This is a genomic window from Terrimonas pollutisoli (genome assembly GCF_029360765.1).
Taxonomy (GTDB): Bacteria; Bacteroidota; Bacteroidia; order Chitinophagales; family Chitinophagaceae; genus Terrimonas_B; species Terrimonas_B pollutisoli.
The window spans coordinates 108930-130499 of record NZ_JARKNA010000016.1; the positions used below are offsets into that span (position 1 = coordinate 108930).

Sequence of the window (21570 nt, forward strand, 5' to 3'; positions counted from 1 at the left end):
TGTGTGCCTGTCCTCCAAAATGCAGAATGCTGCAATGTGCAGTGAAATAATTTGCATTAAATGTCGTCCTTGCAGTAAGGGGAAGTTCATTTTTAAGGTTGCGTACAATATGGAAATTGGTGGTCACACCATTATCATTTCAACTGATAACCTTACAACCTGATTTTATCTCCTGATTCAAAATTTTATTTCCTGCATATTTTTTGGACAGATTTTAGCATATAAATTGAAACCTTAACACAAAAAAAATAAAGCTATGATCATTGTACATGACACTTTTGTTTGCAAACCCGGTAACGCTTCAAAGCTTGCCAAACTTTTCAAAGAGGTGATGGCTGGCAACAAAGAACTGGTAAATATCTTAACTGATATGACGGGCCAGTACAACAGGGTGATAATGGTTTCTCAATACGAGAACCTCACGGCCTATGAAGAAAGCTGGGAAGAGTATAAGCAAGACACGGACAAGATGAAAGAAATGCAGGAGAAAATGAAAGGCTATCACGATATGTATCTGACGGGGTCAAGAGAAATATTCCAGGTTTGGTAGCGGTTCCCGATGCGGAAATAATAGTAGTAATCTTATTCCAAGGCAGGACTAATTGTCCGCAGAATGACAAATTCTGTGAAAAAAAATTTGCTGATGTAAAATCTTATCGTAATATTGCGATAATATTATGGGTGCAACAAAATCATACGAGTTCAGTGTAAAAGAAAACAGGCTGGCAAAATATGCTAAGGCCCTGGCTCATCCGGCGAGAATAGCCATCCTTAATTTTTTGGCCAAGCAGCAATCCTGTATGTGTGGCGATATTGTTGAGGTGTTACCACTTTCCCAAAGCACCGTTTCGCAACATTTAAAAGAATTGAAAGAAGCGGGTTTGATCAAAGGTGAGATTGAAGGAGCCAAGGTTTGTTATTGCATTGATGAAAAAGAATGGAAAGCGGCCCAGGCCTGGATCAATCAATTGTTTGACGCTTACAAAGTTGGTTGCGGTAGTTGCATCTGACATTTTTTTTGACCAATCCTATCGGTATATTACGATAACTTAAAACTAAAACATATGAACACTCAAGAAAATCTAAAAGACCTCGTAAGGCAGAAATATGGTGAAATTGCCTTGCAGGATAAAGAAACCAATCAAAGTTCCTGCTGCGGTTCCGGTTGTTGCAGTACCGATGTATACAACATCATGGCAGACGATTACACAAAGCTGGAAGGCTATAATCCTGACGCCGATTTAGGATTGGGCTGTGGACTCCCCACCCAATTTGCTAAGATCAAAAAGGGCGATACTGTAATTGACCTGGGCAGCGGCGCCGGAAACGATGCTTTTATAGCAAGACACGAGACAGGTGAAACCGGCAGGGTGATCGGCATTGATTTTACGCCTGCCATGATAGAGCGGGCAAGAAAAAATGCTGAAGTAAGGGGTTTCAACAACGTTGAATTCAGGCAGGGTGATATAGAAAACATGCCTGTCAGTGCGGATGTGGCGGATGTGATAGTCAGTAACTGCGTACTCAACCTGGTGCCCAATAAAGATGGCGTTATAAAAGAAATTTACCGGGTATTAAAGCCAGGCGGCCATTTTTCCATTTCAGATATCGTACTCGAAGGAGAACTGCCCGCAAAAATTAAAGAAGCAGCGGAAATGTATGCCGGTTGCGTGGCCGGAGCGATTCAAAAAGCGGATTACCTCCAATTGATGGAAGCCAATGGATTTAAAAATATCACGGTTCAGAAAGACAAGCCTATCATTATCCCGGATGACATTTTAAAAAACTATCTGTCGACAACTCAAATAGAGAATTTCAAACAATCGGGAACGGGCATCAGGAGTGTTACAGTGTATGCCGAAAAACCTACGGAAGAAAAAAAATCATGCTGCGGACCTGACTGCTGTAATTAATTTATCGTCAACTCAAGATTTTTAACCATTTAAAACAATAAACAATGAACACTACTAACAACGAAGTAAAACAAAATGAAACAGCCTGCTGTGTAGACTATTGCATGCAAAAATTTGAGGGCTCAGCAAACGAAGTAATCAATGTGTACAAATGCAATCAAAAGCAATTTTCCGTTTCGGAAAGCTGGAATATTCAAAAAAATAAAAAGCAGGTTAGCATAAGAACGGGTTTGTAAAAATGTGACTTGCATTTATATTTTCGTAGTTCAAACTTTTCTTATGCATATAATACATGCCGAAGACCGGAGACGTGACGAGATAATACAATTGTTACAATCGCAAAAACTGCCGACAAAGGATTTACCCGTATTGTTAACCGACTTCTATACTGCAATCGAGAATGATCAACTGGTAGGCGTAATTGGAATGGAACGATATGGACGCTTTGGCTTATTAAGGTCCATGGTAGTTCATCCTGGTTTTAGAAATAGATAAATTGCTGAAACATTGGTTAATACCCTTGAACAGGCAGCCAAATCAAAAGAAATCATTTCGATGTACCTGCTGACAGAAACAGCATCGAAGTATTTTGAAAAAAAGGGATATAAAACAATAGACCGGGAACAAGTGCCGGAGCCCGTTAAAGCATCTTCAGAGTTTAGCAGTGTCTGCCCTGTTAGTGCCACGGTGATGATGAAGCCGATTGATTGAATTAGCTCAACAGCTGTTTCCCTTGTGCAGGAAAATCAAATACTCTTCAGCGTGAGACTATGCGTATGGTTACTAGTAGATTAATTTGTGTGGATACAACCAGCTTAAAATGTCCAAATTTTTCCCGCTTTTTTGGATAAAAGAAAAATGATTGCGGAAAAAATTATGAAGTAGTAATCTCACGAAACTAAAGCCCAATCACCGTATAATAAATCGTCTTAATAATTCTCCGCTGCTTCTGAAAAAATTGGAATATTTCTTGAATTATTCAACCTATACTAATCTGAAAAAATAACCTCCGGGCTTGATTTCCATCAGGCCCTTTCTATTTGTCAGAATCAGGAGATAAGAAATCTTGTTGTGTTCAGCCATCCGTTTCCATAAAACGTGATCAGGTAAATACCTTTATTTAGCGAAGGAATAGCAATCGGTATAAAATCACGTTGACCATTCAGATCTTTCGCAAAAACCTGGAATCCGTCAGCCGATACAATCATAACTCTTTCAACCGGTAACCCGGCATTTGCATTGATGACATTGCCTGTAACATTAACCGGGTATATTTTTACCGGGGGAATCCCGTATCCTTCCAGCTTAAATGTTTTTGAATAGTAAAGATTATTACTTAATCCTTCTACCCTGATACGATATATTGTTGGTCTTGTATCGTTCAACTGGTGACGGTATTTGTATGTTCCATTCATCCAGCTTACCTGTCCTGCGGGTTCAAAACGAATTCCGTCAAAGCTATATTCAACATAAAATTTTTGACTGGTCTGTTCTGCTACCGGGGTCCATTGTATTTCATTGTAACCACTATTTTTTGTAATGGCCATGTTTGACAAATTGGCGAGGCTGGAATATTGCCTGCCGGGTTCAGGTCTCGTATTATCCTTGTTGGCTATAATATGTTGTTGAGCTTGTAAAAAGGGTGAAGCGATGAGTCCTAAACCTGTTACCATTGTCAGCATAAACATTCTTCCTTTAAGGATCTTTTGCCACATAACTTTTTATTTGTAATTAAATGGACAAATACGATGCCTGCGTGACCAGAGGCAGGAACCCCGGTGCACTGGATAATAGATCAACGCTTTACATGCTACAATCAATTTGAAACTGCTGCAGAAAGGGGATTTTTTACCACGCAATGGTAGTTAATTCGCTAATCTTAAGTTTTATAGTCAAAGATGAATAGAAACATCAACATGGCTTTTACTTTAATTCTCCATCTATTTGGACAGGGTGATATCGCTGTTGATTTTTTTGCTGGATAGCAATGGCGTGTAGCATCACGAAAAGAAAATAGATTAGAGTTGTCAGGTATCCCATAGGCAGCGTGTTAGTATCGAGGAAAATTTGAAACCAGGTTATATTGCTTATACCAAGTATGCCATGTATTGCAATTCCTGCCTTATTAAAAAAGGCAGCATCCGGCGATTTCCGTTTTAGTAAAAGAATAAATCCTGCTATGATGGCCAGGCAGTGTGCTTCAAAGCGAAAAAGCTTCTTCCTGAGTATAGAAAGATTTAAATACAAGCAGATCATCCATATCTATAGGTGGGTTTGTCAAACGATGACCTTTTCCAGTTTATTCAACCAATTGCTATCAACAGAGGCGCCAAGCCCTGCTACCTCCGGCACTTTTACCACACCATTCTTTTCATAAACAATACCGCCGGTTACGGGATCTTCACTGAACATGAGTGCTGTGTCAAAATCAAAATGTTCAATGATGGGACTACATAGTGAGAAGTGTGCAAAAGCTGTCATAGCTAATCTTGATTCCATAAAAGCGCCAACCTGCAAATGGAGTTTAGCGGCTTTCGCCAGTTTTACCATCTTTAATGCTTTGAAGATGCCACCTGATTTTCCCAATTTGATATTCATATAGTCACAGGCGCCCAACTGAATCAAACGCTCCGCATCGTGTTCATCTCCACAGCTTTCATCACTCATAATGGGTATAGGGCTTTCTTTCCTGACTTCCGGTAGCCGCATAAAATCCCAGCGGGGAATCGGTTCTTCGCAGTGCTGGATCTCAAAAGGGGCCAATGCCTTTAGTGTGCTGATAGCTTCTTCTACATCCCAACCCTGGTTGGCATCGATACGCAAAGGAATTTCGTCACCTACTGCTTCCCGGATGGCTTTTATCCGAAGTACATCGGTGGCGCCATTTTTTCCTAATTTGATCTTAATAGCAGGATAGCCTTCTTCTTTTATCTTCATAGCGTCAGCCGCCATTTTTTCGGGATCACCGATGCTGACAGTATAATCAGTAATGATTGTTTTGTTATTGCTGCCGCCAAGAAATTTGTATAGCGGTACACCGGCATGTTGTGAGGCGATATCATACAAGGCCATGTCAAAAGCACTCTTAATGCTGCTGTTGCCATAGATCAGTTTATCCATCTCGGCAATGCGATCTTCAATGGCCAATGCATTTTTACCTTTGAACAGTTTTGCAAAGTATTGTCCAACGATAAAGCAGGTATCCATGCTTTCACCGTTGATACTCATAAAAGGGCTGCATTCGCCAAAGCCAATTATTCCCTGTTCGGTATGGATAACAACTAAAACATTTTCTGCATTGAGAATGGGACCTAGTGATATTACAAATGGTTCTTTGAGCGGAATAAACAGTTTGTATAAAGCTACGTGGCTGATCTTTAGTTCTGCTGGCATGTTGCTGATAAAAAAGGTGTTTAATAGTCAAATAAAATTCGTAGCCCCGCATTCACGGAAGCGGCCAGGGGAGCTCTGTCGTTTACAAAAAGATAAGGACTGGGATAACCCATTGCGGGAATAAAAACCCTGCCTTCCATATAAAGCGAGATATCACCACCTACAGGCTTTTCAAAGCCCAGGCCAAGATCATACGTTAATCGCTTAAAGTTCGCTTTGCCGCTTAAAACCGGAAGATGATAGTCGACCGTGTCAATGGCGACAGAATGAGTGTTTTCCACGCTACCGAATAGTAGCCCAAAACCAGCGTAACCATAAAGGTTCCAGGTGTCTTCATTATTATAGGCTCCTTTGAAATAGTGTCTCCAGCCAATTGAAATATGTTTGTAGCGAAGCAGTGCCTGGTTGATATAGGCTATTTCCATCGGCGTGGCAAAAACAGTTTTAGCGCCGGCTGTTACATGATTGTTGAATTTGCCGTTGGTATAATAAGCCAACCATGCATATAGCCCCTCCTTAGGTGTAAAATGAAAATGACCGGTCACCGTTTGTCCGAAAGCCCAAAACCGTTGATCTTTTCTGAAACTTCGCATCACACTGGCATCCGTGGAAAGACTAAACTGCGGCTGTTGTGAAAAAGCAGTTAAGTATAATAAGAGGCCTGGTAGTATGGCTATGACTTTCTTCAACAATTAATTTTGCTTTGCAATGATAAGAAAAAAAATACCGGTTACCAGTCCCCTATAACGGGCAACCGGCAACCGGTAACGGAAGATATTTTTTAAACAAGCTATTACTTCATCAACTTCAACTCTTTTATTAGGTGACCCGCTCCGCCGAGTTTATCAATGCACCAAAGCACATAGCGAATGTCAACATTGATGGTGCGGTTCAAATCCTTGTCAAAAGCCAGTTTGTGGCTTAATGCTTCGTAGTTGCCGTCAAATGCAAGACCTATCAACTCACCATTCCCATTAATCACCGGCGAACCCGAATTACCGCCTGTGATATCATTGGTGGTAATAAAGCCAACAACGAGATCACTTCTTTTCTTATCAATGTATTGGCCAAAATCTTTTTTCTTTAGTAGCTCAATTTGTTTGGCCGGCAAGTCAAATTCATAGTCGCCGGGAATATATTTTTCCAAAATGCCTTTTGAAGTGGTTACATAGTCATAGAACACTGCATCTCTCGGGCGATAGGGTTTCACAGCGCCGTAGCTAACCCTCATAGTGAAAGTGGCGTCGGGATACATCATTTTGGCTTTGATAGGATCCATTTCCATGATTCCTTTCAGATAAAGCCGGCCCAGGTCATTATTTTTTGCCATGAATTGGGAATAATAAGGCGCATACTTGCTATTGTAATTATCATAAAAAGCGCTGGCATGCGCAAAAGCGGGATCATTCTGTAAAACATTCGCATCGGGATTTGCGATAAAAGCATTCCATTTCGCATCGTCGAATATCAGGGTCTTGCTAAAAATATCGGCCGCATATTTTTTGTAAGTGGCTTCATTGTCCAGGGCGCCATAACGATCTTTCAATGAGCCATAAAAGCCAACGGGCTGTTGATCTTTTGGGATATCCTGGTAATAAAGCATGGTGACACCGGCCACAATATTTTCATCCGACTTTTTATTTTCTTCCGACAAGAATGATGTCCTTGCTTTATTAGCAGCATCAAGAGCTTTTTGAAGATCAGCTTTCGAAATTCCTGTTTTAACAAGAGCGGCCTCTAATTGCTTTAAAGAGGCAGCGAACCCGATAAGCGGGGAGCCAAAGATTCCTTCGTTCATGTAAACCCGGTGTTTGCTGTATTTTTCCCAAGCCTGGTAGGCAGCAGCCCAATCAGTAAATATGGACTGGTATTCAGGTTTACCATTTGCCCAGCTGATAAATTTTTCTTCTGCTTTTTTCTTCTGTCCGTACACGTCGTATTTCAACAACTGCTTGGTTTCGCCGTCGAAAAATTTCCAGTAATTGGCGATACTGGCATAGGAAGAAGCTAATTGCAACTTGATGGCGGGATCTTTCTTCATTTCTTCAAACATATATTTCAATCGCATATCCCTTAGTTTCACCAGCGTAGGATTGTTGACTTCCGTAGCGAGTTTGATTCCATAAGAACTCTCATAGCGATTGGTACTGCCGGGATATCCCCATATCATGGCATAGTCGCCTTCTTTTACGCCTTTGAGGGAAACAGGTAAAAACCATTTTGGTTTTAACGGCTTATTATCCTCGGTGTACTTTGCCGGCTTACCGTCAGCATTTGCATAGACCCTGAAAATAGAAAAATCGCCGGTATGACGGGGCCATTCCCAATTGTCCGTATCACCGCCAAATTTGCCAACGCTTTCAGGAGGAGTGCCAACCAATCTTACATCTGTGTATCGTTGGTAAACGAATGCCAGGAATTGATTGCCTTTGAACAAAGGACTGATTCTCGTTTCGATATTTTGTGTTGGATCACTCATCCGGGTGTTGATAGATGCCAGCACCGACGCTTGTCTTTTCCACCTGTCTGCACCAGTAAGCCCCTGCAGGGAGTCCATCACTTCCTTGGTAACGTCATCAATTCGCAATAAAAACTGGACGGATAAAGTGGTAGGAATTTCTTCCGCTTTATTCCTTGCATAAAAGCCGTTTTGAAGATAGTTATGATCTAACGTACTGGCCGATGCAATGGCATCATAACCGCAGTGGTGGTTAGTAAAAATGAGGCCCTCAGCACTAACGATTTCTCCTGTGCAACCTCCCCCAAAAATGATGATCGCATCTTTCAACGAAGCCTTATTAATATTATACAATTGATCTTTGGTCAGCTTCAAACCTTTTTTAACCATATCATTGTAGACCTGCTGGCCCAGCAACATTGGTAGCCACATTCCCTCATCTGCAAACGATTTGAGTACCAGCAAAAAAGACAGCGCAATCGTAACGAGAATCTTCTTCATGTTATGTGATTTTTGTATGAAACAAACGTACTATAAAATAAAAGTGTGGCCAAAAGTGGGGCAGGAGAACAGGTTCAAGAAGTTTAAAGAGTTTAAAAGAGTTTAACAAGTTGGCTGGAGCCTCCTTTGCGAAGTTATAAAGGGTGCGGCTTGCAACAAACCTATTGAACTTCTTAAACCTTTTAAACTTTTGAAACTACTCCGTGGGAGTATTCAGTACTTTCCAAAGCAGGTCCTTTAATTCGAGCAGACCTTTAGTAGTAACAGAGGAAATAAAAACGTGGGGGATTTCGGCAGGTAACTCTTTTTCGATTGCAGTCATTAACTCATCGTCGAGCATATCGCTTTTGCTGATGGCGATCACAAATTGTTTATGCAGCAGTTCCGGATTATATTTTTCCAACTCATTTACGAGTATCTGAAATTCATTTTTATGGTTGGGGGAGTCAGCAGGAATTAAAAATAACAGTACCGGGTTTCGTTCAATATGTCTTAAAAAGCGATGGCCTAACCCTTTGCCTTCAGCAGCGCCTTCGATAATGCCGGGCAGATCGGCCATGCAAAAACTTCGTCCATCGCGATATTCCACCATTCCTAAATTAGGCGTGATAGTAGTGAAGGCGTAATCGGCTATTTTCGGTTTTGCGGCCGTGATTACTGAAAGCAGCGTTGATTTGCCGGCATTGGGAAATCCTACCAGGCCCACATCGGCCAACACTTTTAATTCGAGAACTTTCCAACCTTCAACTCCTGGCAATCCTTTTTGTGCGTATTCAGGAGCCTGGTTAGTTGCTGTTGCAAAATGGCTGTTGCCAAGTCCGCCTTTTCCACCAGGCATCCAAATTACTTCCTGGCCATCACTCAAGATCTCCACTTCCTGCAAACCGGTTTCTTCGTCTCTTGCAATGGTACCAAGCGGTACTTCGATGATGATATCTTTACCCGCACGGCCCGTGCTGTTATTACCGGTACCAACACCGCCATCTTCTGCCAGTACATTTTTATAATAACGAAGGTGAAGCAGTGTCCACAAGTTTCTGTTGCCTTTTAAAATAATATGTGCACCACGTCCCCCGTCACCGCCATCGGGGCCACCCATTGCTGTAAACTTATTACGCATAAAATGCCTGCTACCTGCACCTCCGTGGCCGCTCCTGCAGAATATTCGAATCTGGTCTACGAAATTGGTTTTTTCCAAGTGGTCTTTTTTTTGCAACGAAATGCAAATATACCGTGTCAAAAATGTAAATATTAAAGCATGAAGTTTATTTTCCTTTTGTTGGCCGTACCATTGTTAAATCAAACATGTAATAAACCGAAAGACAGCATCCCCTCCTGTATTCAACAAAAAATAGAAGCTATCCGGAAAGAGCCAAAATGGAATCCTCCTGCTGAGGTGAATGAATATACTTACGAGGGCAAACAGGTCTTTTTGTTTTCAAGCCCCTGTTGCGATCAGTACAACAATTTATATGACAAGGATTGCAATCTTATTTGTGCTCCTTCTGGCGGATATACCGGAAAGGGTGACAATAAATGCCCTGAGTTTTCTTCCAGGGCCAAACATCTTCGGCTGCTGTGGAAAGATGATCGCTAAAAAACAAAGGGTTTTGGTGTTGACCAAAACCCTTCTTTTCTCTTTTGTTGTTCCCTTCGCTGGCATTACCCAGATCAGGTATTTACGGGTATATTCTCAGATTACGTTGAATCACCCCCAAAAAGAGATTTGATATATAAAGTACCAAAAGCATGCCATTGCGCTATTATGTGCAGAACTTATACCATTTAGTCATTAATGTAATATAATAAAGCTTCAGGTATAATGCCGACAGATATTTGATGCCTCGAATTATATTGTTTTGATATCTCGTCGGTATTATCCGTTTATTATTTCCCCGCCATTGGGGTGCAAAAATTGCCCGGTCATATAGCTGGAATCAGAACAGGCTAAAAAGAGATAACTCGGCGCAATTTCTACCGGTTCACCGGCCCGTTGAAGCGGAACATCGCTGCCATGCTGGGCCGTTTTTTTGCCTTTAAAACTGGAAGGGATCAGCGGAGTCCAGATGGGGCCGGGAGCTACCCCATTTACTCTTATTCCTTTTTTTGCCAGGTTGGAAGACAGGCTACGGGTAAACGCCACGATGGCGCCTTTTGTAGATGCATAATCAATCAATGCTCCACTGCCGCGATAAGCTGTTACTGATGAAGAATTGATAATGCAAGTTCCTTTTTTCATATGCCCAAGCGCAGCTTTGGTAACCCAGAAAAAAGAAAAAATATTTGTTTCAAATGTCCTGATCAATTCTTTACTGCTGATTGTTTGCAAAGATTTGTTTTCGTAATGTATCGCTGCGTTGTTTATTAAAATATCCAGTTTGCCAAACTGTTTTATTGTTTTTTGTACGATGGATATGCAATGCCTTTCCCGCGAAAGGTCGCCCTTGAGCAACAGACATTCTGCACCATAATTAGTTTCTATGTAATCTTTAGTATCTCTTGCATCTTTATCCTCGTTCAGGTATGAGATGGCAACCCGGGCACCTTCCTTTGCAAACAATACAGCTACTGCCTTTCCGATACCGCTGTCTCCACCTGTAATAAGAGCCACTTTATTTTTTAGCCTGTTGTTTCCTTTCAACTCCGGATAATCAAAAACGGGATTTGGTTTCATCCTGCTTTCAATGCCTGGTCTTGGTTGCTGTTGTGGTGGCCGCACCATTTTTTTTGTACTACCTTTTTGCATAAGCTCTTTTAATAAAGAACTAAAGAAAGATTTATACCATGTTTATTGCTTGAAGAGGTCAGCTATATGAGTAAAAAACCCCTTTATTTATGCGGCTTTCAGCTGGGTTGCTGAATAAATTCCCCAGCTTTTTACTGTTACAGGTTTAAAATTACTGCGGCACGGATTTTTCATTAATTACTATGCGTTACTCAATTATATTTTTTATTTAAAACAATAATTTATGCTACGTTGGACTGTTATTTTCCTGGTTGTAGCAATAATCGCTGCAATTTTTGGATTTGGCGGAATTGCTGCAGGGGCAGCTTCCATCGCTAAAATTTTATTTTTCATCTTCCTGGTGTTGTTTCTTATTTCTCTCATATTTGGTCGCTCAACCAAAGGCGTTTAGAGGAAACAACATTTAGCATTATGAAAAGAAAAACCGGTTAATCAATTAACCGGTTTTTATATTTAATCCTGGAAAAGGAGAGAATATTCAGATAAATGCTAATTGAGATTGCTGACTGCAATTTCTTTTAAGGTGTCTGCACAAATGCTGCTTATCATTCCACAAAACTGAATATCCTCATCATCATATTTAGCGCATTCGTTAGAGCATTGGTGGCAATGCAGAAGACAGTTTAATACAAGGTCGCCCAAGTCGTCCGCAGCATTATTTACCAGGCTTGATACAACGGCAAAACAAGCTTTTGCACAATCACGGGGCATTCTTTAATCAGGGTTTGACTGGGACAAAGACCAGTTATTTCAGCCTGTACGCTGGCTTCACAAAGCAGCCAGGTTTTCATGCAAACCCTGATGTACTGATCAGTTGTTTGAAGCTGCATCATTTTTTACCACAGGTTTTTTATTAATGTCCTCTACCTGTTTCATAAAAGAAGTGACATTCGGATCCGCATAAGATCCGTAGGCATCAACCAGGGTGCCTTTGAGGCCATCCGAAGTTTCGATGGCATACAGTATCGTATTGTCTGCCGGATCGCTAGCTCCTTCAAAACGGAAGAAATCCACTACATGTACTTCTGCCGGCTCGTAAATCCTTTGGCTTTTTAAGGAAAGAAGTCCTCTTTCGCCCGCTTTAAAATCTTCAGTGTATCCACTTAAAACCAATTTGTTTAAGCAGGAGGAAAGTGTTTTCATTTCTTCCGTGGTGCTATCTTTTTGCATAAGTTGTTTTTTAGAGTGAATTAAAAAGCTTTTAAATAAAAGCACGACAGTTAAATGCCGTGCTTTTATCTAACTAGGCATGTTGTGCATCCCTGAGCGCCTTGATCTGATCATGCGATTTTTTCAAACTTTGTTTTTGATCCATGATCAGCTGTCTTACCTCTGTGGGTAATTCTGCATCACTTGACAGAGCGGCCTCATAGGCTTTTTGTGCAGCATCTTCTCCATATTCACAAGATGCGAGAATAGCCTTGCGGTCTTTACCGCTAAATGTTGCCTTCACATCCATCCATGCCCGGTATATTTTGCCTCGTACGGTAGTATCATCTGTGATGTTATTACCAGTTGCAGAAATGTATTTGCTCAGATCATTTACATAGCTGCGGCTTTCAGCAGCCATTTGTCTGAACAGGGACTGCAGGTCGGCATCACCTGCTTTTGTTTCATTTTCTGCTTTGGTATAACCCTCTATTCTATCGTTATTAATACGCACCAGGTCATTTAGCACCTCGGCTGTTTTTTCATTGATATTCATAATTTTTCATTTTTAAGGTTTACAAAAAGGGTCGATTGTATAAAAACTATTTTTTTGTTTTTGGTTCTTTATGGTGTTCTTTTTTGTTGTGGGTAATATCATCACCTTTGAAATCCTGTTCTTCCTTTTTGCGACTGTCAAGATTATCCCGTATTTCAGGCGATGGCTTATTACCAGCAACTGGTTTACTTTGATTTATATTAAGACTTGTGTTTTTCATAACCTTTTTTATAAGTGGGATAAAAACCATACCATTAATTTTCCGGATATTTTTTACATCGTTTTTTTACCACTGAGAGCAAGATCTTTTCCCCGGCACTAAGGCCATTCCCCTTTGAATCAGGGGACGAAGAATTACAATAACTTTCTAATTTACTTTCTTCATACAGTTGAATAAGGATGGGGTGAACATAGTATTTTCTACAAATACTCCTCGAATTGCCCAATTTTGTACTCACCTCATCCAGTACAGATACAATATTTTTCCTGATCTCTGTAGCTGTTTCTGCCTTGGCCATCGTTCGAAAACAACCCAGGGCATGCAATGAACCTGCCCATGTTCTAAAGTCCTTAGCGGAGAATTCTTCTCCTGCAGCTTCTTTAATGTAATTGTTCACCATTCCGGAGTCAATGCTCTTTTGTTGTCCTTCCTCAGTATAGTATTGAAACAACTCTTTACCCGGTATATCCCGACATTGTTTGATGATCCGGGCCAGCTTTTTATTCCTGATGGTAATGGAGTGTTCAATCCCTTTTTTACCCTTAAATGAAAAGCGGATATTTTCTTTTTTTATAGCTACATGCTTGTCCTTTAACGTGGTGAGGCCATAGGAACCGTATAGCTTTTCATAGCCATTACTGCCGACGCGGATAAGGGTTTGTTCCTTCAGGTTTACGACAGTTGCCAGCACTTTTTTTTCAGTGAGTCCATTTTCCTTCAGGTCTTTCCTGATCTTTCGCCTCAACCTGGGCAGTGATTTTCCAAATTCATACAGCCGGTGAAATTTTGTGTGTGTTCTCAGGCCATGCCAGCCACTATGGTAGCGATATTGTTTTCGCTTATTCATGTCAATACCTGTGGCCTGTAAGTGCCCATTGGGGAAAGGACAAATCCAGACATCTCTCCAGGATGGCGGAATGGCGAGTTTTTTTATCCGCTCAAGCTCTTCTTTTTTTCGAACTAATCTGCCCTGGAAAATATACACATAGCTTTTCCCTTTCTTTTTTCGGCTGATGCCAGGTTTTTGATCTGAGACATATAAAAGATTGGCTGCCCGGGCGGCTTGCCGGGTATCTTTATCCAGTTGCAATATTTTCTTATGTGAAAGGCGAAGCTTTTGAGTCATATAAGTAATAATGGCATTATCAATTGTTGAAAAACGAGTGCCAGGCTTTTCGCCATAGCGAGTCCATAAATACCCTTACTGAATTTTCATTCGTTTGTAGAATTTGTTGCACAGGGATACACACTTCTTGCTGTAGTGGCAGCATTAAAAAACGTTGGTATCACATTTGACAATTGTAGAATAAAAGAGAATTACTATGAGTGCAGATACACACCTCCACGACATCAGGGAAAAAATCAGCCAGCTCAGGACGGCTATTATGTATAGCATGAGCGACGAACTTACTCAAATGCCCAACAGCATTGTTACCGCTTTACACGTTGATGACGAGGGACAACTTTGGTTTACATGTCCCCAACCCTTGCTGGGTATGTATGAAGAAGGTCAATGCTTCCCAGCCAGGTTGCATTTTTATCGCAAGGGATACTTTTTTCATGTAGAAGTGAGCGGCAAAGCTACTATTGTGAACAAATCGTTTTATGAAGAAGCACCTATGAGCCGGTCTCATACCGGTGAAGTAATGCTCATTAAAATGGCAATGAGTTCTATAGAGTATACTGCTCCCTATGAAAAGAAGAAAAAATCCCGTTTGGAAACAATGGTGGAACAAGGTTTTAATTGGATGCTGAAGCATGTAGCGATTCCTCATCAAACAAGAACTATGCTGCCAAAAATATAGGATAAAAAAAAGTGAGTTTGGAAACTTTAAAATGATGGCAATGAAAAGGAAAATGGAGTATATAGGTCAAAAGATTGATGCTATACAGTTTGGACTTTTACGTTTTCGGGATAAAAAAGGAAGAATTACGTTGGAAGTGAGAACTAAAGTTGACAACGAAAACTCGCTGTTGTGTTTTATTAAGGAAAAAACAGACTTACGCAAACTTGTCAATAAGAAAGTGACTGTGGTACAACGAAGTGAAGATGACTATCTATATATAACAGGCCAGGTTGTTGGAAATATGGAAAGGGCAACTAAAACCATTTCGGTGCGTATTTTAAAAGCTTGTTGGTTTGTAAGAAAGACCAGTGGTGCATTATCCTGGCTGCAGGAGAAGCATATCTATGATATTTATCCACAAGGTAGTAAGCTTGCTTCGTGACCTTACCTGTTGAACTTAAAAATTTCAGCGTCATTATTTTTTTTGCCCAGTAACTCATCGGCAATAATATCCGCAGCGATGAGGCTAAATGTGACGCCATTACCACCAAAGCCCAGGGCAAAATAAGTGTGCGGTCTTTCCGGTATATGTCCGATATAAGGCAAACCATCCTTCGTAGCTGCAAAGGTGCCGGCCCATTTTATATCTGTTTTTAAAAGAATAGAAGGAAAAAGTTTGGTAAAAGCTTTTTCAAGGTCCCTGGCTTTTTGTGCTAACAATTTATCTCTCTTGTGCGGATTTGAAAACCCGACATCTTTTCCACCTATTATTATTCTGTTGTCACTGGTTGTACGAATATAAAGGTAGGGATCAGCGGTTTCCCAAATCAAAGCGTTTTTATGCCAGAAGTTTTTTTCTGCAAACGGCTCACTGGCTATGGCATAGGTTGCTTTTAGCTGTTGCACTGTTTGTGGAATATATTTTTGCGATTCATATCCACAGGCTATTATTATTTTTTTTGCCGTGATTTTTTTGTTGTTGGCTGTTGTTAACTGCACTCCTTTTTTCTGATGCCGTATAACGACCACCTCTGTATTGTCATACACCTGTAATCCTTTTCTAATCCATTTTTCCAGGATTGCATGCGTAATCTTGTATGCGTCTGCTTCTGCTCCATCCTTCGATAAAATGCCGGCTTGCTTTGCAAAACCAAATTTGTCAATGATATCTTTTTCATCCAGCCATTGAATGGAAAAGTTGGCGTTTCGCCGGAGTTTAAATTCAGTTTTCAGTCCCGGAATATCTTTTTTGTAAGAGGCATATTGAAAGCTCGGCTTTCGTAAAAAGAGTCCGGGTGCTTTTAATTGCTCACAAAGATTTCCCATATCATCAATGGTTTTTCTGCACAACTCATAGCTCCTGGTGGCATTTTTTTCCCCGACCATTGTAATGAGTTTGTGCAACGGCGTATCGATTTCATATTGTAACAATGCGGTGCTCGCTGCCGTACTCCCGGTGCCGACATGACGCCGGTCAATTACAACTACCCTGTGTCCATCCTTGCATAAACGGTTGGCAACAAGTGCCCCGCTTATTCCGGCGCCAATAATTGCGATATCTGTTTTTAAATCATCATTAAGTGAAGGATAGCTGTTGATACTTCCATGCCTGAATAACCAAAAAGGTTGCGAAGAGTGTAAATCCATTTTATGCTATTAATGCTCTACTGAGTCAAAAGTTTGGCCATATTTTTCTACGACCTGGCAATAAGTATTACTACGTTGGGGATGATGTATTTTTTTAATTGTTATTTCTATTGGGCTGGCTAATAATAAAAAATGAATGGCACTATTTTTTCTTTAACAGAGTCAAATGATTTTATGAAGCTGATTTTTTTTATAGTTGCCGGAGCACTGGCCATGACATGGTTAATTGGCTTTTTTGTTTTTAAAGCGGGCATGTTCATTCATATATCAATGATGAGCTCGGTTATTTGTTGTATACATGCTGTGATGATAAATCCAAAACAACAGCTTCCTCCTAAACAAACAAGTAATATATAAACTTTTAAGACAGGCTATACCATGAAGATTGTTGTATGAAGCTTATACAAAAAATAAAAAACAGGTGGGGTTATGTCCTCGCCTTTTTGTTGCTCTTAGTTTCCTATTTTCTCATTTTCTATATAATAGAAAAACTCGCCGAGGAAACTGATGCTGTTTCACAATCTTACTCCACCATCAATAACCTTGAATCAATAAAAGCAGAAATAACCGATGCCGAAACAGGTATAAGGGGATATGTTATAACCAAAGATATCCGCTATCTCAAACCTTATAACTCTGGTTCCAAAAACGTACTTTCTTATTACCAGAATCTTCGAAGCACTATCCACAGGGATGATATAAAAAAAGCAAAATTGGATACACTTGGATTGTTGATCAATAAACGTTTAAAGAATCTTTCGGATTTCCTGGTAGGTTTTCAACGAAACGGATTTGTTCTCAATGAAGAAATACTTTCTTCGAGAGATGAGAATAAAAAGGTAATGGATGATATAAGAAACCTGGTGTATGAGTTAAAGGAAAATGAACAAAACCTGATGCAGAGAAGAAATGAGAATCTGCGGGACTTTTACACCAGTACGGCTATATTGGCTATCATATCCTTGTTGACAGCATTGGTTACCATCTTTTATTCCCTGATCACTTACACCAAAGAAAATAAGGCAAAACAAGAGGCTGATAGAAATGCAAAAATTTATAGCCTTGAGCTTGAGGAGCGTTTAAATGAATTAAATAAGGCAAATAAGGAACTTGATGAATTGCGACTAATTGAAAAATTTGCTGTTACCGGTCGGATAGCCCGGACTATTGCACACGAAGTACGAAATCCGCTTACCAATATTTCGCTGGCAACAGAACAGATCAGGGACATGGATGGTCAAAGCCATGAAGACGCCTCTGGTTTGCTAACCATGATAGAAAGAAATGTGAGCCGGATTAATCAATTGGTTTCTGACTTATTGAACTCAACCCGAATAGATCAATTAGAGTTTACTGCCGTCAATATCAACAACCTCGTTAATGAGGCATTGGAACAGGCGCAGGATCGATTAGAACTAAACCGCGTCCGTGTAGAAAAATATTTTGATAACCAAATATGTGAAATATGGGTGGATAAGGAAAAAATGAAGCTGGCCTTCCTTAATATTATTGTGAATGCTATAGAAGCCATGCCCAATGAGTCAGGTGTGCTGACTATCAGGACTTCTAAAAAAGATGACCGCTGTGTTATCGAGTTTAAAGATAACGGATCGGGGATGGACAATGAAACGCTGAAAAAACTGTTTGAACCCTACTTTACCAGTAAGACAAAAGGTAACGGCCTGGGGCTGGCAAATACGCAAAATATCATCCTGAATCACAAAGGATCCATTAATGTCAATAGTGTCGTGGGAACTGGCTCTGTCTTCAGTATATCGTTGAGTATCATAGAGAATAAAAATGGGAATAATTAATGGGGAATTTTTTCTACAGAAAATTCGTCAGATTAAACGCTCAATTGTTTTCAAAATAATTTCTCTCGTAAACGGTTTACCAATAAAAAAATCTACCCCTTCTTTATAAGCTCTTTCCCTGTCTGTAAAATTATCGTGAGCAGTTAGCATAACGATTTTAGAAGCTGGGTGCTCTTTTTTAAAAGTACTGATGTAGTCCATTCCAAACCCATCTGGCAAGTGATTATCAAGGAAAATCACCGGGGGTTCATACTTCTCTATTGCATTCTCGCCTTCAGCAATTGTATTAACATACGCCGCATCAATATTTCTTTGCTTTAGTATTCCCTTAAGTAAATAACAAACATCGGCTTCGTCGTCAATAATGAGAACTTGTGGCTTTTTTTCTTCTTTTCCTGGCATCTACGGACTTTAATTGTTTATAAAACACAGTAATTCACATATAAGGCGTCAATTTTTCGGCCAAATATGAAATGAATACCTGCTTTAGAAGCTGTTAGTAAGTCCGGCATGATTTTAAGCACAAATAAGATTGTTAAAAAGAAAATATTTAATTTCAACCACCTATTCAATTAAAGTTCTATGAGTAAAAAAGTCCTCATTATTGATGATGATTTGGATTTATGTGCTTTGTTAGGAAGATTTCTTACCAAGAACGGTTACGAGATAGAAATGGCTCATTCCGGAGCTAAAGGAATAGCAAAATTTGCCGAAAAGAAATTTGATGCCGTCATTTGTGATTATCGCTTAGGCGATATGGAAGGTATTAAAGTATTAACTGCACTTCGTAAAGAGAATCCGGCTGTTAAAGTCATCATGATAACCGGTTATTCCGATATTAAAACAGCTGTGGAAGTAATCAAGCTCGGAGCTTTCGACTATATCGTAAAACCTTTGATCCCTGATGAAGTATTAAGTGTACTGAACAGGGCTTATCAGCCATCATCATCAGCTCCGGTAAAGCCCGGCGCTTCAGAACCTGTGACAGACGCAGCTGCTAAGAAAAAGGGAACTGCGAAAACCAACTATCATCAGAATGGTGAGTTCATGATTGGCTCGTCACATGCCACAAAAGCTCTTTACGACCAGATAAATATTGTAGCGGGTACTAACTACAGTGTTATACTGTACGGTGAAAGTGGAACCGGTAAAGAGGTAATTGCTAAAACCATACACGACCTGAGCAGCCGCAGCGGCAAACCCTTCGTGGCAATGGATTGCGGAACGTTGTCGAAAGAGCTGGCGGGCAGTGAATTATTTGGTCACGTGAAAGGTGCGTTTACGGGCGCCCTTCAGGATAAAGAAGGCCATTTTGAACTAGCGGATGGTGGCACTTTGTTTTTAGATGAAGTTGGAAACCTTTCATTGGATGTTCAGGCAACCTTGCTAAGAGTGATACAGGAAAGAAAGTTTAAGCGGGTGGGTGGCAATAAGGAGATGAATGTAGATGTACGGATAATAGTAGCATCCAACGAGAACTTGCAGGACGCTTACCGGAAAGGAAAATTCAGGGAAGATCTTTATCACCGGTTCAATGAGTTTTCGATAAACCTGCCGCCATTAAGAAATCGCAGGGATGATATTCTTGCCTTTGCAGATTTTTTCCTTGAAAAAACAAAAAGAGAATTGGATAAAGATGTTGAAGGGTTTGAAAATAATGTGCTGCAAACCTTTCTTCAATATAGCTGGCCGGGTAACCTTCGTGAGTTTAGAAATGTAGTACGCAGATCGGTCTTGCTTACACCAGCTGGTGAAAAGATAAATACCAGCTCATTACCCTGGGAAATAACCAACTCAAGCCCCTTGTCGCCTGAATCAACTGAGATTAAGCCGGTCGCTCCTGCATCAACTACACCCAAGAAGGAACTTGATTTGAAAGACGCAGCCAGCAGGGCAGAGTATGAAACAATTATGACCGTTCTACAGCAGGTAAATTTCAACAAAAAGAAAGCAGCGGAAGTATTGAATATTGACAGGAAAACGCTTTATAATAAGATCAAAAACTTCCAGGAATAATTTTTTGATATAAAATCAGAAAGGCCACGATAGTTAAAATAACCATCGTGGCCTTTTATATATAATAAATTTATTAATGAACCAATACCTTTTTAAGATAGACGGTTTTATTATTTTGATCTATCACTTTTACAAGGTAAAAACCTTTGCTTGAAGCGGATGGCATGTTCAAGGTTTTAACCTGGCCTTTTCCCAACACGTTGGTCGTTGTTTGAAATACCTGGCGCCCCGTCAAATCTTTTATTTGAGTGGTGTAATTGCCTGCCGGAAGATTGAATTGAATACTAAACTGATCATTTACAACCGGGTTAGGATAAAGCTGCACACGTCCATCGTCTTTTTCACTAATACTTTTCAGCAGATCAATTGGGTGCTGTATTTTCCGGGTGGAAAGTAAATTGCTGGTAGCAAGATCGGATGTGCGCCATCCACCTGCGGCTTTAGTTGGTACAGCAGCCCAGGTTTTACTATCAATAGTGTACATGTTGTTGTGATTAATAGCACTGCTTACAAGAATTTGATTGTTATCATCTACTGCAGCACCATTAATTGTGTAAGTGGCAGGCAACCCGGATACAGTGCCTAAATGTGTAGCTACTTTTGTTTCAATGTTGATTTTAAAAACATTTGTTCTGTTAGAAATTAAAAAGAGATTTCCGTCATCGTCGGCTATCATGTCTCCACCATAACTGGTGCAGGAGTTGTGAACAGATACAAGTTTATTCGCAGGATCGTCGACTATCACGCCTAAGTCAGTAATTGAAACTTTTTTGCCGGTAGTAAAACGCAGGAGATGATTGCCATCATTGGTCAGTGCATAGCCATAACCATCATCACCGATAGCCATGCGTGTAATGACATTACTTTGATCTGAGCTTTTTTTGCCCAGGGCATCATTTTGCGGTGTGTTGACAAAATACACCTTCATCGTTTTTAGGTCTATATAGCGAAGCTGGTAAACGAACATGGGAGTAAAGTAAAGCCTGCTGTTCTTTTTATCCAAAGCAATGGCGGCTACGCCAGTGCCAAATGCTGCGTTTGCAAGGTTGCCAAACCGTGCATCCTTTAACGGCTCGGTCAATTGCTTCTTTGTGGCATCATCAAAGGCCAGTGCCTTTGCATCATTGCCATCCAGGATCACATCGCTGAAGGTTCCTTTTGTAAGATCAATTTTTCTAAGAAAGCTCCAGTTTGCACCTTCTTTGTTGACGTCAGTAACAGCATACCCAAATCTATCCGACTGGGAATGACTTACAAGAACTGGAAACGTGAAAAGTAAAAAACAACGGGGAAGTATATTTTTTCTCATAAAAAGAAGTTTAATGGTAACAATGGTCAATTAAGTTACAACTATTATTTTTTAGAAAGAA

Annotated in this window: 28 protein-coding genes and 1 riboswitch; of the genes, 13 read left to right on the top strand and 15 right to left on the bottom strand. The window is 40.3% G+C overall.

Going from position 1 to position 21570, the window contains the following annotated elements:
* The first annotated feature begins 256 nt into the window (after positions 1–256).
* From P2W73_RS20545 to P2W73_RS20570, 6 genes are all read left to right on the top strand, one after another.
* Positions 257–550 (top strand): NIPSNAP family protein, encoded by a 294-nt coding sequence (locus P2W73_RS20545; protein WP_276503979.1) that lies wholly within the window; start codon positions 257–259, stop codon positions 548–550.
* 127 nt (positions 551–677) lie between these two features.
* Entirely contained in the window at positions 678–1010 is a 333-nt protein-coding gene (locus tag P2W73_RS20550) for an ArsR/SmtB family transcription factor (protein ID WP_276503980.1), read from the top strand.
* Between the two features lie 54 nt (positions 1011–1064).
* A complete protein-coding gene (locus tag P2W73_RS20555) occupies positions 1065–1913 on the top strand; it encodes an arsenite methyltransferase (protein ID WP_276503981.1) in 849 nt (282 codons plus the stop codon).
* A gap of 44 nt (positions 1914–1957) precedes the next feature.
* Positions 1958–2149: a hypothetical protein gene (locus tag P2W73_RS20560; protein WP_276503982.1), complete on the top strand. Its 192-nt coding sequence runs from the start codon at positions 1958–1960 to the stop codon at positions 2147–2149.
* A gap of 43 nt (positions 2150–2192) precedes the next feature.
* Positions 2193–2408, top strand: coding sequence for a GNAT family N-acetyltransferase (locus P2W73_RS20565; RefSeq protein ID WP_276503983.1), 216 nt, complete (start codon positions 2193–2195; stop codon positions 2406–2408).
* Between the two features lie 12 nt (positions 2409–2420).
* Positions 2421–2624 (top strand): GNAT family N-acetyltransferase, encoded by a 204-nt coding sequence (locus P2W73_RS20570; RefSeq protein WP_276503984.1) that lies wholly within the window; start codon positions 2421–2423, stop codon positions 2622–2624.
* Positions 2625–2962: 338 nt separating this feature from the next.
* Here the strand turns inward: P2W73_RS20570 and P2W73_RS20575 are convergent, their stop codons facing one another.
* The 6 genes from P2W73_RS20575 to obgE form a co-directional block, all read right to left on the bottom strand.
* Positions 2963–3628: a hypothetical protein gene (locus P2W73_RS20575; protein ID WP_276503985.1), complete on the bottom strand. Its 666-nt coding sequence runs from the start codon at positions 3626–3628 to the stop codon at positions 2963–2965.
* 208 nt (positions 3629–3836) lie between these two features.
* Entirely contained in the window at positions 3837–4169 is a 333-nt protein-coding gene (locus P2W73_RS20580) for a hypothetical protein (protein WP_276503986.1), read from the bottom strand.
* 21 nt (positions 4170–4190) lie between these two features.
* A complete protein-coding gene (locus P2W73_RS20585) occupies positions 4191–5306 on the bottom strand; it encodes a mandelate racemase/muconate lactonizing enzyme family protein (RefSeq protein WP_276503987.1) in 1116 nt (371 codons plus the stop codon).
* 20 nt (positions 5307–5326) lie between these two features.
* On the bottom strand, positions 5327–5995 hold the full coding sequence (locus P2W73_RS20590; protein ID WP_276503988.1) for a hypothetical protein: 669 nt from the start codon (positions 5993–5995) through the stop codon (positions 5327–5329).
* Between the two features lie 104 nt (positions 5996–6099).
* A complete protein-coding gene (locus P2W73_RS20595) occupies positions 6100–8265 on the bottom strand; it encodes a S46 family peptidase (protein WP_276503989.1) in 2166 nt (721 codons plus the stop codon).
* 196 nt (positions 8266–8461) lie between these two features.
* On the bottom strand, positions 8462–9463 hold the full coding sequence (gene obgE / locus P2W73_RS20600) for a GTPase ObgE (RefSeq protein WP_276503990.1): 1002 nt from the start codon (positions 9461–9463) through the stop codon (positions 8462–8464).
* 60 nt (positions 9464–9523) lie between these two features.
* Here obgE and P2W73_RS20605 point away from each other — a divergent pair, with 60 nt between their 5' ends.
* Positions 9524–9862, top strand: a complete 339-nt coding sequence (locus P2W73_RS20605; protein WP_276503991.1) for a DUF6970 domain-containing protein — start codon at positions 9524–9526, stop codon at positions 9860–9862.
* Between the two features lie 34 nt (positions 9863–9896).
* A riboswitch (TPP riboswitch) is annotated at positions 9897–9991 on the bottom strand.
* Between the two features lie 150 nt (positions 9992–10141).
* On the opposite strand, the gene P2W73_RS20610 is transcribed toward P2W73_RS20605, so the two are convergent.
* Entirely contained in the window at positions 10142–11011 is an 870-nt protein-coding gene (locus tag P2W73_RS20610; protein WP_276503992.1) for an SDR family oxidoreductase, read from the bottom strand.
* Between the two features lie 223 nt (positions 11012–11234).
* Between P2W73_RS20610 and P2W73_RS20615 the strand changes: the two genes are divergently transcribed.
* Complete coding sequence (locus P2W73_RS20615; protein ID WP_276503993.1) at positions 11235–11402, top strand: DUF1328 family protein; 168 nt, start codon at positions 11235–11237, stop codon at positions 11400–11402.
* Between the two features lie 98 nt (positions 11403–11500).
* Here the strand turns inward: P2W73_RS20615 and P2W73_RS20620 are convergent, their stop codons facing one another.
* The 5 genes from P2W73_RS20620 to P2W73_RS20640 form a co-directional block, all read right to left on the bottom strand.
* Entirely contained in the window at positions 11501–11722 is a 222-nt protein-coding gene (locus P2W73_RS20620; protein ID WP_276503994.1) for a four-helix bundle copper-binding protein, read from the bottom strand.
* 99 nt (positions 11723–11821) lie between these two features.
* Entirely contained in the window at positions 11822–12181 is a 360-nt protein-coding gene (locus P2W73_RS20625; RefSeq protein ID WP_276503995.1) for a hypothetical protein, read from the bottom strand.
* A gap of 73 nt (positions 12182–12254) precedes the next feature.
* A complete protein-coding gene (locus P2W73_RS20630; RefSeq protein WP_276503996.1) occupies positions 12255–12716 on the bottom strand; it encodes a PA2169 family four-helix-bundle protein in 462 nt (153 codons plus the stop codon).
* A 46-nt stretch (positions 12717–12762) separates the two neighbouring features.
* Entirely contained in the window at positions 12763–12966 is a 204-nt protein-coding gene (locus P2W73_RS20635; RefSeq protein ID WP_276503997.1) for a hypothetical protein, read from the bottom strand.
* 4 nt (positions 12967–12970) lie between these two features.
* Positions 12971–14062, bottom strand: coding sequence for a DNA topoisomerase IB (locus P2W73_RS20640; protein WP_276503998.1), 1092 nt, complete (start codon positions 14060–14062; stop codon positions 12971–12973).
* A gap of 196 nt (positions 14063–14258) precedes the next feature.
* On the opposite strand from P2W73_RS20640, the gene P2W73_RS20645 reads away from it, so the two are divergent.
* Entirely contained in the window at positions 14259–14741 is a 483-nt protein-coding gene (locus P2W73_RS20645; RefSeq protein WP_276503999.1) for a hypothetical protein, read from the top strand.
* 40 nt (positions 14742–14781) lie between these two features.
* The gene (locus tag P2W73_RS20650; RefSeq protein ID WP_276504000.1) at positions 14782–15165 is read left to right on the top strand and encodes a hypothetical protein; all 384 of its coding nucleotides are present in this window, start codon (positions 14782–14784) and stop codon (positions 15163–15165) included.
* A gap of 2 nt (positions 15166–15167) precedes the next feature.
* Here P2W73_RS20650 and P2W73_RS20655 read toward each other — a convergent pair whose 3' ends face one another.
* Positions 15168–16370, bottom strand: coding sequence for an NAD(P)/FAD-dependent oxidoreductase (locus tag P2W73_RS20655; RefSeq protein WP_276504001.1), 1203 nt, complete (start codon positions 16368–16370; stop codon positions 15168–15170).
* 132 nt (positions 16371–16502) lie between these two features.
* Between P2W73_RS20655 and P2W73_RS20660 the strand changes: the two genes are divergently transcribed.
* The gene (locus tag P2W73_RS20660; protein WP_276504002.1) at positions 16503–16727 is read left to right on the top strand and encodes a hypothetical protein; all 225 of its coding nucleotides are present in this window, start codon (positions 16503–16505) and stop codon (positions 16725–16727) included.
* Positions 16728–16762: 35 nt separating this feature from the next.
* The gene (locus P2W73_RS20665; RefSeq protein WP_276504003.1) at positions 16763–18184 is read left to right on the top strand and encodes a CHASE3 domain-containing protein; all 1422 of its coding nucleotides are present in this window, start codon (positions 16763–16765) and stop codon (positions 18182–18184) included.
* A 27-nt stretch (positions 18185–18211) separates the two neighbouring features.
* Here P2W73_RS20665 and P2W73_RS20670 read toward each other — a convergent pair whose 3' ends face one another.
* Positions 18212–18586 carry a response regulator gene (locus P2W73_RS20670; RefSeq protein ID WP_276504004.1) on the bottom strand — a complete coding sequence of 125 codons (375 nt, stop codon included), beginning with the start codon at positions 18584–18586 and terminating at the stop codon, positions 18212–18214.
* A gap of 180 nt (positions 18587–18766) precedes the next feature.
* On the opposite strand from P2W73_RS20670, the gene P2W73_RS20675 reads away from it, so the two are divergent.
* On the top strand, positions 18767–20200 hold the full coding sequence (locus tag P2W73_RS20675) for a sigma-54-dependent transcriptional regulator (RefSeq protein WP_276504005.1): 1434 nt from the start codon (positions 18767–18769) through the stop codon (positions 20198–20200).
* A gap of 73 nt (positions 20201–20273) precedes the next feature.
* On the opposite strand, the gene P2W73_RS20680 is transcribed toward P2W73_RS20675, so the two are convergent.
* The gene (locus P2W73_RS20680; RefSeq protein WP_276504006.1) at positions 20274–21509 is read right to left on the bottom strand and encodes a T9SS type A sorting domain-containing protein; all 1236 of its coding nucleotides are present in this window, start codon (positions 21507–21509) and stop codon (positions 20274–20276) included.
* Between the last annotated feature and the right edge of the window lie 61 nt (positions 21510–21570).

Bases quoted from the DNA above. Each gene is read 5' to 3' on its own strand.
- P2W73_RS20545 (WP_276503979.1), top strand. From the start codon at position 257: ATGATCATTGTACATGACACTTTTGTTTGCAAACCCGGTAACGCTTCA.
- P2W73_RS20550 (WP_276503980.1), top strand. From the start codon at position 678: ATGGGTGCAACAAAATCATACGAGTTCAGTGTAAAAGAAAACAGGCTG.
- P2W73_RS20555 (WP_276503981.1), top strand. From the start codon at position 1,065: ATGAACACTCAAGAAAATCTAAAAGACCTCGTAAGGCAGAAATATGGT.
- P2W73_RS20560 (WP_276503982.1), top strand. From the start codon at position 1,958: ATGAACACTACTAACAACGAAGTAAAACAAAATGAAACAGCCTGCTGT.
- P2W73_RS20565 (WP_276503983.1), top strand. From the start codon at position 2,193: ATGCATATAATACATGCCGAAGACCGGAGACGTGACGAGATAATACAA.
- P2W73_RS20575 (WP_276503985.1), bottom strand. From the start codon at position 3,628: ATGTGGCAAAAGATCCTTAAAGGAAGAATGTTTATGCTGACAATGGTA.
- P2W73_RS20580 (WP_276503986.1), bottom strand. From the start codon at position 4,169: ATGATCTGCTTGTATTTAAATCTTTCTATACTCAGGAAGAAGCTTTTT.
- P2W73_RS20585 (WP_276503987.1), bottom strand. From the start codon at position 5,306: ATGCCAGCAGAACTAAAGATCAGCCACGTAGCTTTATACAAACTGTTT.
- P2W73_RS20595 (WP_276503989.1), bottom strand. From the start codon at position 8,265: ATGAAGAAGATTCTCGTTACGATTGCGCTGTCTTTTTTGCTGGTACTC.
- P2W73_RS20605 (WP_276503991.1), top strand. From the start codon at position 9,524: ATGAAGTTTATTTTCCTTTTGTTGGCCGTACCATTGTTAAATCAAACA.
- P2W73_RS20610 (WP_276503992.1), bottom strand. From the start codon at position 11,011: ATGCAAAAAGGTAGTACAAAAAAAATGGTGCGGCCACCACAACAGCAA.
- P2W73_RS20615 (WP_276503993.1), top strand. From the start codon at position 11,235: ATGCTACGTTGGACTGTTATTTTCCTGGTTGTAGCAATAATCGCTGCA.
- P2W73_RS20620 (WP_276503994.1), bottom strand. From the start codon at position 11,722: ATGCCCCGTGATTGTGCAAAAGCTTGTTTTGCCGTTGTATCAAGCCTG.
- P2W73_RS20625 (WP_276503995.1), bottom strand. From the start codon at position 12,181: ATGCAAAAAGATAGCACCACGGAAGAAATGAAAACACTTTCCTCCTGC.
- P2W73_RS20630 (WP_276503996.1), bottom strand. From the start codon at position 12,716: ATGAATATCAATGAAAAAACAGCCGAGGTGCTAAATGACCTGGTGCGT.
- P2W73_RS20635 (WP_276503997.1), bottom strand. From the start codon at position 12,966: ATGGTTTTTATCCCACTTATAAAAAAGGTTATGAAAAACACAAGTCTT.
- P2W73_RS20640 (WP_276503998.1), bottom strand. From the start codon at position 14,062: ATGACTCAAAAGCTTCGCCTTTCACATAAGAAAATATTGCAACTGGAT.
- P2W73_RS20645 (WP_276503999.1), top strand. From the start codon at position 14,259: ATGAGTGCAGATACACACCTCCACGACATCAGGGAAAAAATCAGCCAG.
- P2W73_RS20650 (WP_276504000.1), top strand. From the start codon at position 14,782: ATGAAAAGGAAAATGGAGTATATAGGTCAAAAGATTGATGCTATACAG.
- P2W73_RS20655 (WP_276504001.1), bottom strand. From the start codon at position 16,370: ATGGATTTACACTCTTCGCAACCTTTTTGGTTATTCAGGCATGGAAGT.
- P2W73_RS20660 (WP_276504002.1), top strand. From the start codon at position 16,503: ATGAATGGCACTATTTTTTCTTTAACAGAGTCAAATGATTTTATGAAG.
- P2W73_RS20665 (WP_276504003.1), top strand. From the start codon at position 16,763: ATGAAGCTTATACAAAAAATAAAAAACAGGTGGGGTTATGTCCTCGCC.
- P2W73_RS20670 (WP_276504004.1), bottom strand. From the start codon at position 18,586: ATGCCAGGAAAAGAAGAAAAAAAGCCACAAGTTCTCATTATTGACGAC.
- P2W73_RS20675 (WP_276504005.1), top strand. From the start codon at position 18,767: ATGAGTAAAAAAGTCCTCATTATTGATGATGATTTGGATTTATGTGCT.
- P2W73_RS20680 (WP_276504006.1), bottom strand. From the start codon at position 21,509: ATGAGAAAAAATATACTTCCCCGTTGTTTTTTACTTTTCACGTTTCCA.